Genomic DNA, 15625 nt, shown 5'->3' on the forward strand with positions numbered 1-15625 from the left:
TTAATGCGTGCCTTCATAGGCTTCTTCGCCGGCGCCGAGGCTGTCCCGGTCGAGGTATTTTCCGGCGCTCTGCTCGCCTTCGACGCATTCGAGGAAGGATCGGTAGAAGAACGCGACAGCCTGCAGGAACACGAGGCCGGTAAAGGCCACCAGAAGCACCTTGAACAGGAAGTATCCGTTGAAACCGTTGGGCGAAAAGCCGATGGTCTCGACATTCCAGCGCACCGCGCGCGCTTTCATCAGAAGCCGCTCGAGCGTGTCCGAGGCCGAGGGCTTGGGCGTGATCAGATGCCGCCACATGAAGAACCAGGAATACATCCAGACCAGCACCGCGACCGGCATCATGAAGAACAGCGCGCCCAGCATGTCGATCGCCCGCTTGGCGCGGAAGCCCACCGCCGAATAGACCAGATCGACCCGCACATGGCCCGACTGCACGAAGGTATAGGTCGCGCAGAGCGCCACGATGGCGGCGTTGTACAGCTTCAACTCCTCCGACCACCACGAGAGATCCTTGGTGAAGCTGTAGCCGAACGGCCCGACACTGATTTCCGAGACCCGGAAGACCCGCTGCAGGAACACGATCATGATCTGCTGCAACACCATCAAGAGCCCGAACCAGGCGACCGTGCGCCCGATCCCGTTGGCCATCCCCTCCAGCAGCCGCACCGCGCCCCACATCACCTGCCGCCGCCAGAGCCCGATCCCGGTCAGCACCAGGAAGGCGGCGATGACCACGAAGAAGAACTCGGCCGAACCGCCGTAATAGACGAAGCGCATGATCGCCTGCTTGTCGGACCAGTCCAGCCACAGCCCCGGATGGGACAGCGCATAACCGAAATTGTAGAAGGCCAGCAGGAGGTTCCTGCCGACCCACAGAATGCCGTCGAGCATCCGGGTCTCCCCTTTTGCACCGCCGTCCGTCGCGGCGGGATCGGTGAAGCGTGGACGCCCCGGCCCGTGACCGGAGCCGGGGCGCGCGCACGCGCGTCAGATGGTCGGGACGCGAGCGGGCTCAGCCCAGAACGCGGTTCCGCTGGCGGGTGAAGACCCCCTCCGAAATCTCGATCCAGGCAGCGGAATCGCGCATCGAGGCGATATAGCTGTCATAGATCTTCTTGTAGAGATCGTCGTCCATGTACTGGGCGAAGACCTCCTGGGCGGCGGCCCCGAAGGCGTCCCACACATCGTCGCTGAACTCGCGCACCTGAACGCCGCCCGCCTGCAGCCGCCGCAGCGCCGAGGCGTTGTTCTTCATGAAGAGCGCATGCGCCCATTGGTTGGCCGAGGCGGTGACCTGCTCGACCGTGGCCTGCTGCGCAGGCGTCAGGCTTTCGAAGACGTCGAGATTCATCGCCAGCGACAGGCCCGGCCCCGGCTCGTGGAAGCCGGCGGTGTAGTAGATCTTGGTGATCTCCTGGAAACCGGCCTTCTCGTCGGCCCAGGGGCCGATCCATTCGGTGCCGTCGATCGCGCCGGAGGACAGCGCCTGATAGACCTCGGAGCCGGGCAGGTTCTGCACCGAGGCGCCGAGCCTGCCGAGGATCTCGCCGCCCTGCCCCGGCATCCGGAACTTCAGGCCGTTGAAATCCTCGGGGCTCCTGATCTCCTTGCGGAACCAGCCGCCCGATTGCGGCCCGGTATTGCCCGCAAGGAAGCTCTTCAGCCCGAAGATCTGGCCCAGCTCGTTATGCAGCTCGTGCCCGCCCGAATGGTAATACCAGTTGTGCAGCTCCTGCGCGGTCATGCCGAAGGGCAGCGAGGCGAAGAACTGATAGCCGGGATGCTGGCCGACGAAATAATAGTCGACCCCGTGATACATGTCGGCCTGGCCCGAGGTCACCGCGTCGAACACCTCGAAGGCGCCGACAAGCTCGCCCGCGGCCTTGAGATCGACGGTGAGCTGGCCATCGGTGACGGCGGTGATCTGGTCGGCGCAATATTGCGCCGCGTCATGCACGCCCGCGAGCCCGCGCCCCCAGGTGGTGACCAGCGTCAGCGTGCGCTTGCCCTGGGCATAGGCCGGAGCCGCGAGCGCGCCCGCTGCCGCGGCCGACCCGCCCAGCGCAGAGCTGCGAAGAAAGGAACGGCGGTCCATTAAAATCTCCTCCCTGTTTCCCGCCCGCCATCTCGACGGGCGGATCGTATAAACGCTTACAATCTAGCGGGAGGGTCAGGTCAGATAAATAGCCGTATGGGCGAGTGCGAAGTTTTCTTGCTCGAGCGGCCCGATATCTGCCCCAAAGTTGTGCGGCCACCCCATGCAACCTGCGGAAAACCATCCGGAAACGGCCGCGTCTCGACGACCTCCGGCCCGGAAGGACCAGAGGCCGCCTTGCCCGGCTCAGCCGATCACGCGGTCGCGCTGGGCGCGATAGGTGCCCTCGGAGGCCTGCAGCCAGCTCGACGAGGTCCGCATCGAGGCCATGTAGCTGTCCAGCATGCGGTCGTAGATGTCGCCGTCGCGGCTTTCTTCCAGGGCCTCCTGTGCGGCCTTGCCGAAGGCGTCCCAGACCGGATCGGGGAAGGTCATGATGCGCACGCCTTCCGAGGCCAGCCGGCTCAGCGCCGCACTGTTCTGCGACAGGAACATCGACAGCGTCCACTGGTTGCACTCGGCCGCGGCCGTCTCCATGACCTGCTGCTGGAACGGCGTCAGGCTGTCGAAGAGATCGCGGTTCAGCGCCAGGCTGAGCCCGGCGCCCGGCTCGTGGAAGCCCGCCGTGTAGTAGATCTTGGTGATCTCGTAGAAGCCCGCCTTCTCATCGGCCCAGGGACCGACCCATTCGGTGCCGTCGAGCGCGCCGGTCGACAGCGCCTGATAGACCTCGCCGCCGGGAATATTCTGGATCGAGGCGCCGAGCTTGCCCATCGCGACCCCGCCCAGACCCGGCATCCGGAACTTGAGCCCCTGGAAATCCTCGGGCGCGTTGATCTCCTTGCGGAACCAGCCGCCCGACTGGGCGCCGGTATTGCCGACAAGGAACATCTTCATGCCGAAGATCTCGCCCAGCTCGTCATGGAAGGCCGCGCCCTCGCCGTGATAATACCAGTTGATCTGCTCTTGCGCCGTCATCCCGAAGGGCACGGTCGAGAAGAAGGCGAAGGCCGGGTGCTGGTTGACGAAATAGTAGTCCGACGAATGATACATGTCGGCCTGACCCGAGCTGACCGCGTCGAACACCTCGAAGGCACCGACCAGTTCGCCCGCCGCCTTGACCTCGACCTTGATTTGCCCGTCGCTCAGCGCCTCGATGCGGTTCTTGCAGAACATCGCGGAGTCATGCACCCCGGCCATGCCGTTCGGCCAGGAGGTGACCATGGTCAGCACCCGCTTACCCTGCGCCAGGGCGGGGGCGGCCAGCGTCGCGCTGGCGGCGGCGGCCGATCCGCCAAGGGCGGAGGTCTTCAGGAATGAGCGGCGATCCATGGTCAGCAGTCCCTTTCATTGAACCGCGGCCCCTCTCCGGCCGTCGCTCGGACCGGCCGGGACCTGCGGCATGGCAAAACGCGCGCGACCCTAGCCGCAGCCGAAGGCCCCGGCCAGCCGCCTCGTATTGCTTTTTTCGCATACCCGCATTGCGTTCTGCACAATGTCGATTTCAGACTTATGCGCAAATCCCACAGAAACACGCAACAAACGTAAAATATTTTCGACCCGCGCGAAGGATTCTTTACGCTTTTTGCAGTTGACCCCCTCCGGGCAGCCACCTAATGTGCCCGCGCACGCAACGCCAAAGGAGCCCCGCGGCAATGATGCTCGTACTCGTAGTGACGGAAGACAGGCGCATGGGCCGGTAACGGCGGACCCAGGGTCATCCCCATGCGCCCCCGCAACAACGGGGGCTTTTTTATGCGCGGAAGCAGGCGGACAGCACGGAGAACGAAAAGATGACACAGCCCATGACCGGCGCGAAAATGGTGGTTCAGGCGCTCAAGGACCAGGGGGTCGATGTAATCTTCGGCTATCCTGGCGGGGCCGTGCTTCCGATCTATGACGAGCTGTTCCAGCAGAACGATATCGAGCATATCCTGGTGCGCCACGAACAGGGCGCGGTTCACGCCGCCGAGGGCTATGCCCGCTCGACCGGCAAGCCGGGCGTCGTGCTCGTCACCTCGGGCCCCGGCGCGACCAATGCCGTCACCGGCATCACCGACGCGCTGATGGATTCGATCCCGCTGGTCGTGCTGTCGGGCCAGGTCCCGACCTTCCTCGTTGGCAACGATGCCTTCCAGGAGGCCGATACCGTCGGCATCACCCGCCCCTGTACCAAGCATAACTGGCTGGTGAAGGATCCCGACCAGCTGGCCCAGACCATCCATCAGGGCTTTCATGTCGCGACCTCGGGCCGCCCCGGCCCGGTGCTGATCGACATCCCCAAGGACGTCCAGTTCGCCGAGGGCACCTATGTCGGCCCGGTCAAGGCGGGCCAGGGCCACTACCACCCGCGCGTCAAGGGCGACCGCGAGACGATCACCCGTCTCGTCGAGGCGATGGAGACCGCCGAGCGGCCGATCTTCTATACCGGCGGCGGGGTCGTCAATTCGGGCGAGGCCGCCACCCAGCTTCTGCGCGAGCTGGTCGAAGCCACGGGCTTTCCGATCACCTCGACCCTGATGGGGCTGGGCGCCTATCCGGCCTCGGGCGACAAGTGGCTGGGCATGCTGGGCATGCACGGTCTCTACGAGGCCAATCTGGCCATGCATGACTGCGACCTGATGATCTGCATCGGGGCGCGCTTCGACGACCGCATCACCGGCCGGGTGGCCGATTTCAGCCCGGGCTCGCTCAAGGCCCATATCGACATCGATCCCTCGTCGATCAACAAGACGATCCATGTCGAGCTGCCGATCATCGGCGACGTGGCCCATGTGCTGGAGGATCTGCTCAGGATCTGGAAATCGCGCGGGCGCAAGGTCAACAAGGAGGCGCTGAAGCCCTGGTGGGCGCAGATCGCCGAATGGAAGGCCGTCAACTGCCTGCGCTACGAGAACTCCGACAAGATCATCAAGCCGCAATATGCGCTGCAACGGCTCGAGGCGCTGACCAGGGACCGCAAGGACCGCTTCATCTGCACCGAGGTCGGCCAGCACCAGATGTGGGCCGCGCAATTCCTCGGCTTCGAGGCGCCGAAGCACTGGATGACCTCGGGCGGGCTCGGAACCATGGGCTACGGCCTGCCGGCCTCGGTGGGCGTGCAGGTCGCGCATCCCGATGCGCTGGTCGTCAACGTCGCAGGCGAAGGGTCCTGGCTGATGAACATGCAGGAGATGGGCACCGCGATTCAGTACCGCCTGCCGGTCAAGCAGTTCATCCTCAACAACGAGCGGCTGGGCATGGTCCGGCAGTGGCAGACGCTGCTGCATGGCGGGCGCTATTCGCACAGCTGGTCCGAGGCCCTGCCCGATTTCGTCAAGCTGGCAGAGGCCTTCGGCGCCAAGGGCCTGCGCTGTTCGGACCCGGCCGATCTGGACGACGCCATCGCCGAGATGCTGGCCTATGACGGGCCGGTGATCTTCGACTGCCTGGTCGAGAAGCACGAGAACTGCTTCCCGATGATCCCCTCGGGGCGGGCGCATAACGACATGCTGCTGGCCGCCGATGCCGAGGCCTTCAAGGAAGGCGCGGCGCTGGTCTAGAGGAGCGATGATGCGGAAGGAATTCCGGTTCGCAGCCCTCACGGCCGGGGGTCGGTGGGAAAGCGCGGCGGCGCCCGGCCCCGACACCCCCGGCGGCAATGTGTATCTGCCGCTCGGCCGGCATGGACCGGCCGCGGCGGGACGTCTGCGCAGGATCCGGGACAGCGAGGATCCGCAGGGCATCCGGAGGGCCGGGCGCGGCTCTGAACCGCCCCTGCCCGGCGGATCGGGGATCGGCGGATGCGATGGCGGGCACGGGCCCTGTCCAGGCATTGCTGCCGGACGGCGGAAACCGGCTGAAATCTGTCGCGCCGACGCCTTCGGGCCTGGCGTCAACCGCGAACCGCGCGCCCGGATGAAAACGACCCGGAGGGCCGCGGCGCCCTCCGGACGACATGCAAGGCGGAACTGGGAACAAGAAGTACGGACATGGCACAACTGAACATTCAGCAAGGCACCTCGAAACACTCCGCCTATGACCTGCGCGACCCCAATGCCGAAGTCAGCGAGCGGCACACCCTGGCGGTGACCGTCGACAACGAGGCAGGCGTTCTTGCCCGCGTCATCGGGCTGTTCTCGGGGCGCGGCTACAATATAGACAGCCTTACCGTGGCCGAGGTCGACCATGCCGGGCACAAGAGCCGGATCACCATCGTCACCACCGGCACGCCTGCGGTGATCGAGCAGATCAAGGCCCAGCTCGGCCGGATCGTCCCGGTCTACGAGGTCCATGACCTGACCGTCGAGGGCCCCTCGGTCGAACGCGAACTGGCGCTTTTCAAGGTCGCCAGCACCGGCGAGAAGCGGGTCGAGGCGCTGCGGCTTGCCGATATCTTCCGCGCCAACGTGGTCGATTCGACGCTCGAGAGCTTCGTCTTCGAGATCACCGGCACGCCGCAGAAGATCGACGCCTTCGGCGAGCTGATGCGACCGCTCGGCCTGACCGAGATGGCGCGCACCGGCGTCGCGGCCCTGGCCCGCGGCATCTGAGCCCCGATCCCGCTCGCAGAGGCGGCCCGCAAGGGCCGGGACGCGACCGGAACCGCAAGATCGATCGGGGCCGCAAGATCGAAGAAGGCCTCCGGCGGGGTTCGTGCCGGAGGCCTTCGACGCCGGGGGATGGTCCGGCAGAGGGTATTCAGACGGCTTCCGGCCAGGAATGCCCGGACGGATCCCGCCACGACCCGCGCTATGCGCAACACGAGTCGCCCTCCGAAGCTAACACCGGCTATCCTGCCGCAAACAGGCGCTTTCGCCTAGCCCGGAAACCGGCGGCACTCTGCCGATCTTGTGCTGCGCAAGGCTGCCTTTCCAGACCCGGTCTCAGCAGATAGACTGCACCGCAATATCGTGACGACGTATTCGGGGCCGGGCACGGCCCTTGGGAGGAGATATGGTCGCACGCGGACGTTTCGTCCGGAAGGCGGACTGGGCCCGCTTTCTGGAGACCGGTCTTTTGCCGGGGGATCTCGATCCCGATCTCGCGGCCTCCTGGCTGCGCTCGCGGGATTGCGGGGTGCTTCCCGACAGGCTGTCGGCACCTCAGGTCCCCGACGAGATCCTGCTGCGCAAGCGCAAGGAAACCGCCGAGCTGCGGCGGCTGGCACGGCCGGCCCTTCTGCGCGCGCGGGCGATGCTGAAAGAGACCGGGTTGATGATGATCCTGACCTCGCCCGACTGCATCATCACCGAGACCGAGGGCGATCCGGGCGCGATCGACACCGGCCGCGAGAACCGGCTGCAGATCGGCGGCGACTGGCAGGAGACCAGCATCGGCACCAATGGCATCGGTACCGCCGCGGCCTCGGGCCGACCGGCCCTGGTCCATGGCATCCAGCATTTCTGCGAGGAGATCCAGCGCTGGAGCTGCGCCGCCGTGCCGGTCCTCGACCCGGTCGACGGGACGCTGCGCGGCATCGTCGACATCTCGGGGCCGACCGACGTGTTCCAGCCCCAGAGCATGGCGCTGGCGATGGCGGTCGGGGACGAGATCACCCAGGCGCTGGCGCGACTGATCGGCGAAGAGCGCGAGGCGCTCTACCAGCAATTCATGGACCGTCGCGCCCGCTGGCAGAATACCCATATGATCCTGATCGACCGGCGCGGCGCGGTGCTGCACGACACCCGCGCGGTCTGGTCCAACCAGGCGATCCGGGGCGGCGCCATCGGCGAGCGCGGCGAAGAGGACTGGGCAGGCGAGATGTCCGACCGTTTCTCGGGCATGGATAGCGAGATCCTGCGGCGCGACGGCCTGCCGATCGGGATGGTGCTGACCGCCTATCGCGGCCGTCGCCGCCCTCTCGAAAGCCCCAGCGGCGACCCGTTCGACGCGTTCCTGGGCACCGACCCCGCAATACTGAAGCTGCTCGAGCATGCGCGCTGCGTGGCCGGATCGAACGTCCCGGTGCTGATCAGCGGCGAGACCGGCACCGGCAAGGAGTTGCTGGCCCGCGCGCTCCATGACGCCTCGTCCCAGCGCCACGGCCAGTACGTGCCGGTCAATTGCGGCGCGCTGCGCGCCGACAGCGCCGCGAGCGTGCTGTTCGAGACCGAGGGTCACGGCAGCGGCGCGGTGGCCGCAGCCCATGGCGGCACGCTCTGTCTCGACGAGATCGGCGAGATGCCGGGCGACGTGCAGCCCTTCCTGCTAAGGGTGCTGGAAGACGGGCTGCCCGGGGCGCGCAACGCCGATGCGCCGGAACGCTCGGAGTTTCGGGTCGTCGCGCTGACCCATCGCGACCTGCCCCGCGACGTCGCCGAGAACAGGTTCCGGCGCGACCTTTTCCACCGCATCTCGACGATCCAGTTCCGGCTGCCGCCGCTGCGCGACAGGGCCGCCGACATTCCGCTTCTGGCCCGGCACTTCCTGGCCAAGGCCGCCGCCGAAGCCGGGCGCCCGGCCCCGGCGCTGAACCGAGCCGCACAGCAGGCGCTGATGGGCTATCCCTGGCCGGGCAATGCGCGCGAGCTTCGAAACGACATGCAGGCCCTGGTGCTGTTCTGCGACCGCGGCGTGATCGACGTCCCGGACCTGCCCGACAAGATCCGCGCCCCGGACGCCCTGCCCGCCGCCCCGACCCGCGCCACCGAAACGGACGAGCGCAGCCGCATCCTCCAGGCGATGGCGGCAAGCGACGGCAACATGTCGGCCACCGCCCGCCGTCTCGGCATCGCGCGCTCGACGCTTTATACCAAGATCGCCGCCTACGGCCTCGCCCGGCCCGAGGACTGAGCGCCGGCAAGCGCCGAATCATCCGCATCCAGAGCCCCGCAGCCCCGTCCGGATACTGTCCGGCCCCTGTCCGACACCTGTCCGGACAGTCGGACAGATCCTGTCCGGCGGCAGCCTGTCCTCGCTCCCGGACAGCCCGCCCCGCATCGGACGATCTGGCGCCCGCCTCCCTGTAACGCCACGCCAGGGCGGCCTCCCGGCTGTCCGGACAGCGCCCGGCCCGCCCGGACAGCACGGCCGCGCGGCCCGGCCCGCTACTCTGTCGGCACGGCGCCTCGAGACGGCGCTGAAACGGGAGGAAACACGCATGACACAGACCGGACGCAACGCGCGGTCGGTGCAGGTGCTCGGCATCGACGCCGGGGGCACCATGACCGACACCTTCTTCGTCGATGCCGAGGGCGACTTCGTCGTCGGCAAGGCGCAGACCACGCCCGCGAACGAGGCCCAGGGCCTTCTGGAATCGAGCCGGGAGGGGCTCGAGCACTGGGGCCTCACGCTCGAGGACGCGCTGCGCAACATCCAGACCGGGGTCTATTCCGGCACCGCGATGCTGAACCGGGTGGTACAGCGCAAGGGGCTTCGGGTCGGGCTGATCGTGAATGCCGGGATGGAGGATTTCCACCGCATGGGCCGCGCGATCCAGGCCTATCTGGGCTTCGCCTACGAGGACCGCATCCATATCAACACGCACTACTACGACGATCCGCTGGTGCCGCGCGACCTGACCCGGGGCGTGGCCGAGCGGATCGACATGATGGGCACGGTGGTGATCCCGCTGAACGAGGACACGGCCCGGACCGCCGCGCGCGAGCTGATCGCCGAGGATGTCGAAGGCATCGTGATCTCGCTTCTGCATTCCTACAAGAACCCGACCCATGAGCGCCGGGTGCGCGACATCGTCGAGGAAGAGGTCAAGGCCAGCGGCAAGACGATCCCGGTCTTCGCCTCGACCGATTACTACCCGGTCCGCAAGGAGACCCACCGCACCAATACCACCGTGCTCGAGGCCTATGCCGCCGAACCTTCGCGCCAGACGCTGCACGGCATCTCGGGCGCCTTCAAGGAGCACGGCTCGCGCTTCGACTTCCGGGTGATGGCCACCCATGGCGGCACCATTTCCTGGAAGGCCAAGGAACTGGCGCGCACCATCGTCTCGGGTCCGATCGGCGGCGTGATCGGTGCCAAGTATCTGGGCGAGAAGCTGGGCTACAAGAACATCGCCTGTTCCGATATCGGCGGCACCTCCTTCGACGTGGCGCTGATCACGCAAAGCGAGCTGACGATCCGCAACGATCCCGACATGGCGCGGCTGGTGCTGTCGCTGCCGCTGGTGGCGATGGACTCGGTCGGCGCGGGTGCGGGCAGCTTCGTGCGGCTCGACCCCTATACCAAGGCGATCAAGCTCGGCCCCGACAGCGCGGGCTACCGGGTCGGCGTCTGCTGGGCCGAAAGCGGCATCGACACGGTCTCGATCTCGGATTGCCATGTCGTGCTGGGCTATCTGAACCCCGACAACTTCCTCGGCGGCCAGGTCAAGCTCGACCGGCAGCGTGCCTGGGACGCGGTCAAGGTGCAGCTTGCCGATCCGCTGGGGCTGTCGGTCGAGGATGCCGCGGCCGGGGTGATCGAGCTGCTCGATGCGGAACTCCGCGACTACATGCGCGCGATGATCTCGGGCAAGGGCTACAGCCCGGGCAGCTTCACCTGCTTCAGCTATGGCGGCGCGGGGCCGGTCCACACCTATGGCTATACCGAGGGGCTTGGCTTCGAGGACGTGATCGTGCCGGCCTGGGCTGCGGGCTTCTCGGCCTTCGGTTGTGCTGCGGCCGATTTCGAGTACCGCTATGACAAGTCGCTCGACATCAATATCGACACCGAGGCCCATGAGGCCGACAAGGCCTCCCAGGCCAAGGTGCTGCAGGCCGCCTGGGACGAGCTGACCGAACGCGTTCTGGAGGAATTCGAGCGCAACGGCTATGCCGCCGACAAGGTCACGCTGCAACCCGGCTTCCGGATGCAGTATCGCGGCCAGCTCAACGATCTGGAAATCGAAAGCCCGATCGCCGCGGCCCGCGATGCCGAAGACTGGGACCAGCTGGTCGACACCTTCAACGACACCTATGGCCGGGTCTATGCCGCCTCGGCCCGCTCGCCCGAGCTGGGCTATTCGGTGACCGGCGCGATCATGCGCGGCACCGTCCCGATCCCGAAACCGAAGATCCCCGAGGAAGAGCTGCAGGAGGCCACCCCGCCGCGCGAGGCACGCACCGGCTCGCGGCAGTTCTACCGCAAGGGCCGCTGGGTCGAGGCCCAGCTCTACCAGATGGAAGCGCTTCTGCCCGGCAACCAGATCGTCGGCCCCGCGATCATCGAATCCGACGCCACGACCTTCGTCGTGCCGGACGGGTTCGAGACCTGGCTCGACGAACACCGCCTGTTCCACCTCAAGGAACTGTGACGCGCGAAAGGGAGGAAACCACATGAACATTCAAAGCGATATCAAGGGCATCGTCCGCGGCGGCGAGACCCTCAAGCAGCACCGCGACAAGATCATGGAGGCCACCAAGAGCAGCGGCCATTATGCCGGGCTGCGCCACATGGAGCTGCGGGACGAGCATCCGATCAAGTATAACAAGCTGTTCTCGCGGCTCAGGGCCGGCGTCGTGGATGCCCGCGAGACCGCCAAGAAGATCGCCGCCTCGCCCATCGTCGAGCAGGAGGGCGAGCTGTGCTTCAGCCTCTATAACGCGGCCGGCGACTGCATCCTGACCTCGACCGGCATCATCATCCATGTCGGCACCATGGGCGCCGCGATCAAATACATGATCGAGAACGGATGGGAGTCCAATCCCGGCGTCAAGGACCGGGACATCTTCTGCAACAATGACAGCCTGATCGGCAACGTCCACCCCTGCGACATCCACACCATCGTGCCGATCTTCCACGAGGGCGAGCTGATCGGCTGGGTCGGCGGCGTGACCCATGTGATCGATACCGGCGCCGTCGGTCCGGGCTCGATGACCACGGGCCAGGTCCAGCGCTTCGGCGACGGCTATTCGGTGACCTGCCGCAAGATCGGCGAGAACGACACGCTGTTCCGCGACTGGCTGCATGAAAGCCAGCGCGCGGTGCGCACCACGCGCTACTGGATGCTCGACGAACGCACCCGGGTCGCGGGCTGCCACATGATCCGCAAGCTGGTCGAGGAGGTGATCGCCGACGAGGGGATCGATGCCTATTGGCAATTCGCCTACGAGGCGATCGAGCACGGTCGGCTGGGCCTTCAGAACCGGATCAAGGCGATGACCATTCCGGGCACCTATCGCCAGGTGGGCTTCGTCGACGTGCCCTACAGCCACGAGGATGTGCGGGTGCCGTCCGACTTCGCCAAGGTCGACACGATCATGCACACGCCCTCCGAGATGACGATCCGCAAGGACGGAACCTGGCGGCTCGATTTCGAAGGCTCGAGCCGATGGGGCTGGCACACCTACAATGCCCATTCGGTCAGCTTCACCTCGGGCATCTGGGTGATGATGACCCAGAGCCTGATCCCGAGCGAGATGATCAATGACGGCGCCGCCTATGGCACCGAGTTCCGCCTGCCCAAGGGCACCTGGATGAACCCGGACGACCGGCGCGTGGCCTTCGCCTATAGCTGGCACTTCCTGGTCTCGTCCTGGACGGCGCTCTGGCGCGGGCTGTCGCGCAGCTATTTCGGGCGCGGCTATCTCGAAGAGGTCAATGCGGGCAACGCCAATACCTCGAACTGGCTGCAGGGCGGCGGCTTCAACCAGTATGACGAGATCCATGCCGTGAACTCGTTCGAATGCGCGGCCAACGGGGTCGGCGCCACGGCGGTGCGCGACGGCATCAGCCATGCGGCGGCGATCTGGAACCCCGAAGGCGACATGGGCGACATGGAAATCTGGGAGCTGGCCGAACCGCTGGTCTATCTCGGCCGCCAGATCAAGGCCTCCTCGGGCGGCGCGGGCAAGTATCGCGGCGGCTGCGGCTTCGAGAGCCTGCGCATGGTCTGGAACGCCAAGGACTGGACGATGTTCTTCATGGGCAACGGCCATATCAGCTCGGATTGGGGGCTGATGGGCGGCTATCCGGCGGCCTCGGGCTACCGCTTCGCCGCGCATGACACCGGGCTGAAGGAGAAGATCGCCAAGGGCGAGCCGATCCCCTGGGGCGGCGATACCGACCCCGAGAACCCGGTCTGGGACAGCATGCTGGAAGGCGCCCGGATCAAGCGCGACAAGCAGGCCATCACCACCGAGGAGATGTTCGCCGATTACGACCTCTACCTCAACTACATGCGTGGTGGCCCGGGCTTCGGCGACCCGCTCGACCGCAAGCCCGAGGCGGTCGCGGCCGATGTCAACGGCGGCTATCTGCTCGCCCGCTTCGCCAGTGACGTCTATGGCGTCGTGCTCAGCGAGGATGCGCGCGGTCAGGTGGTGGCCGATCTGGCCGCGACCGAAGCCCGCCGCGCCGAGATCCGGCAGGAGCGGCTGGCCCAGTCGGTGCCCACCGGCGAGTGGATGAAAGCCGAGCGCGAGAAGATCCTCGCCAAGGATGCGGGCACCCAAGTCCAGCAGATGTTTGCCGCCTCGTTCAAGCTCGGTCCGAAATTCGAGCGCGATTTCCGGGCGTTCTGGGATCTTCCGGACAGCTGGCAACTGAAGGAGGCCGACCTGCCGATCCCGTCCTACGGCAAGGACTATTCGATGGACCTGTCGGAACTGCCCGATGTGAACATCGTCCAGCTGGTCGAGGAATGACCCAACCCGGGCGCCGGGCGATCCCGGCGCCCGTTTCAGAAAGGGAGGAACAGACATGGCCTATACCGAAGCCAAGATCCGCGATCTCGTGGACGGCACCATCGACCAGGACACGCTGCATCAGATGCTGTCCATGCCCAAGGACCGCGAGCGGTTCGAGATCTATCTGAAGATCCTGCAGGACCAGGTGCCCTGGGACGACCGGATCATCCTGCCGCTGGGGCCGAAGCTCTTCATCGTCCAGCGCGCCGAGGACAGGAAATGGGTGATCCGGAGCTGGGCCGGGCATGATTTCTGCGACTGGACCGAGAACTGGAAGCTGCATGCCAGGGTCCGGGTCCGCGACACGCCCGAGGCGATGGAGAAGATCTATCCCAAGCTGATGGCCCCCTCGACCGACTGGCAGGTGATCCGCGAATATTTCTGCCCGCTCTCGGGCGATCTGCTCGATGTCGAGGCGCCGACGCCCTGGTATCCGGTGATCCATGATTTCGAACCCGATATCGACACCTTCTATCGCGACTGGCTCGGCCTCGAGGTGCCCGAACGCGCCTGACCCGGTGCATCCCGACCGGCCCTGCCGCGGCCCCCTTTGCAAAGGGGGCCGCATGTCTTTCGCGCCGAAGCTTGCCCGGAAGGCGACAGAGGGATCGCGGCAGGGTTGAGCAAACCGCTTGACCCATCGCCTGTCCCGGCCTTTCATGGTCCCGTTCCAACAAGGAGAGGCCCGGGCCCGTGTCGATGCTTCTGAGCGATCTGCGCACCACCTTCGGCTATCTTGTTCAGGCCGCGCTCTGCCGGCTGGTCGGCCCCTTGCGCCCCAAGGCGCCGCCACGCCCGGATTACAGCGCCGTCTATAGCTCGCCCGACTTCACCATCGAGCGGTTCGGGAAATGCCAGAAGGGCAGCTATATCGAGGTCTACCGCCCCGAGACGCCCTGGCTCGGGGCGAACGGCCGCCCGAAGGCCGTGATCTTCCTGCACGGCTTCGTGCTTGGTGCCTCGCAGATCTACCGCGCCCATCTCGAGCATCTCGTCCGTCAGGGCTACACGGTGTTCTTTCCGAATTTCCAGACCGGGTTCTGCAGCTTCCCGCCGCGCGGGGTGATGACCGTGGCCGAGTTGCTCGACGAGGTCTTCGGCGACGGGCTGCGCCCCTCTCAGAAGACATGGATGCGGAACGCGCTGGCCAGCGTCTCCGATGCCTATGTCCGGGTCGGCTTCGGTCCCGATGTCGCGGTCGATACCTATGTCTATGGCCATTCGCTGGGCGGGCTCTTCGCGCTGAGCTGGCCCTGGTATGTCACCGAGGACGGTCTGCCCGACAATCTCATGCCGCTGCAGGTCGTGACCGCCGACCCGGTCCCCAGCAGCGCGGCCGCCTCCGCCCCGGGCCAGATCGGGCAGGCGCTCGACAGCCTTCAGGACGATGTGTCCCTCGCCGTCACCGGCAAGGCGCTGACCATGCCGGTGGCGATCCTGCATGGCGATGCCGACTGGATCGTGCCGAAATCCGAATGGGACGCCCCCTTCGGCGCCATCGCCACCGACCGCAAGCGGATGTATCTGTCGCAGACCGACACCCATGGCTGCCCCGGCCATTTCGCCAATCACGAGCAGGCGACCGACGATACCAGCTTCTTCCGGCCGCTGCTCTCGCTTCTGCTGCTCGACGGCGTCGGCGCCGAGGACAATCTCGACTGGCGCTATCTCTGGTCCGCGCTCGACCGGGTGATCCGTGACGGCGCCCGGGCCGATCGGCTGGACTTCGACATGGGGCAATGGTCGGATGGCCGTCCCGTCCGCCCGGTCGAGGTCTATCTTTCGGGCAGCTGAGCGCGGCAGCACGGTTCCGGGCACGCATCGGAATGCGCCTTTCAGGTGTCAGGCAAAGCCGGCTTTCCGATCAGGTCGCCGACCCGGATCGCATTTGCCAAGGAGAAGCTGTCGTTCGTGCCCC

General features: G+C 66.2%; 10 protein-coding genes. 7 read left to right on the forward strand and 3 right to left on the reverse strand.

Translation table 11 applies throughout. From position 1 onward, the window contains the following. The 3 genes from ACK8CO_RS02235 to ACK8CO_RS02245 form a co-directional block, all read right to left on the reverse strand. A complete protein-coding gene (locus ACK8CO_RS02235) occupies positions 1-894 on the reverse strand; it encodes a TRAP transporter small permease subunit (protein ID WP_414898023.1) in 894 nt (297 codons plus the stop codon). 121 nt (positions 895-1015) lie between these two features. Then, on the reverse strand, positions 1016-2098 hold the full coding sequence (locus ACK8CO_RS02240; protein ID WP_080615998.1) for a TRAP transporter substrate-binding protein: 1083 nt from the start codon (positions 2096-2098) through the stop codon (positions 1016-1018). 246 nt (positions 2099-2344) lie between these two features. Beyond that, positions 2345-3430, reverse strand: a complete 1086-nt coding sequence (locus ACK8CO_RS02245) for a TRAP transporter substrate-binding protein (protein WP_080615997.1) — start codon at positions 3428-3430, stop codon at positions 2345-2347. Between the two features lie 461 nt (positions 3431-3891). Between ACK8CO_RS02245 and ACK8CO_RS02250 the strand changes: the two genes are divergently transcribed. The 7 genes from ACK8CO_RS02250 to ACK8CO_RS02280 all read left to right on the forward strand — a co-directional run bounded on the left by ACK8CO_RS02250 (position 3892) and on the right by ACK8CO_RS02280 (position 15501). After that, positions 3892-5640, forward strand: a complete 1749-nt coding sequence (locus ACK8CO_RS02250) for an acetolactate synthase 3 large subunit (protein ID WP_414898024.1) — start codon at positions 3892-3894, stop codon at positions 5638-5640. Positions 5641-6069: 429 nt separating this feature from the next. After that, positions 6070-6630 carry an acetolactate synthase small subunit gene (gene ilvN, locus ACK8CO_RS02255; protein WP_080615995.1) on the forward strand — a complete coding sequence of 187 codons (561 nt, stop codon included), beginning with the start codon at positions 6070-6072 and terminating at the stop codon, positions 6628-6630. Between the two features lie 403 nt (positions 6631-7033). After that, the gene (locus ACK8CO_RS02260) at positions 7034-8872 is read left to right on the forward strand and encodes a sigma-54-dependent Fis family transcriptional regulator (RefSeq protein ID WP_414898025.1); all 1839 of its coding nucleotides are present in this window, start codon (positions 7034-7036) and stop codon (positions 8870-8872) included. Between the two features lie 307 nt (positions 8873-9179). Further along, positions 9180-11333 (forward strand): hydantoinase/oxoprolinase family protein, encoded by a 2154-nt coding sequence (locus ACK8CO_RS02265; protein ID WP_080615993.1) that lies wholly within the window; start codon positions 9180-9182, stop codon positions 11331-11333. A 22-nt stretch (positions 11334-11355) separates the two neighbouring features. Next, complete coding sequence (locus ACK8CO_RS02270) at positions 11356-13665, forward strand: hydantoinase B/oxoprolinase family protein (RefSeq protein ID WP_080615992.1); 2310 nt, start codon at positions 11356-11358, stop codon at positions 13663-13665. A gap of 55 nt (positions 13666-13720) precedes the next feature. Continuing rightward, positions 13721-14221, forward strand: coding sequence for an acetone carboxylase subunit gamma (locus tag ACK8CO_RS02275; protein ID WP_080615991.1), 501 nt, complete (start codon positions 13721-13723; stop codon positions 14219-14221). A 179-nt stretch (positions 14222-14400) separates the two neighbouring features. Next, entirely contained in the window at positions 14401-15501 is a 1101-nt protein-coding gene (locus tag ACK8CO_RS02280; RefSeq protein WP_414898026.1) for an alpha/beta hydrolase, read from the forward strand. Positions 15502-15625: the final 124 nt, after the last annotated feature.

Origin of the sequence: Rhodovulum sp. HP10 (genome assembly GCF_047553435.1) — a bacterium.
Lineage (GTDB): Bacteria > Pseudomonadota > Alphaproteobacteria > Rhodobacterales > Rhodobacteraceae > Rhodovulum.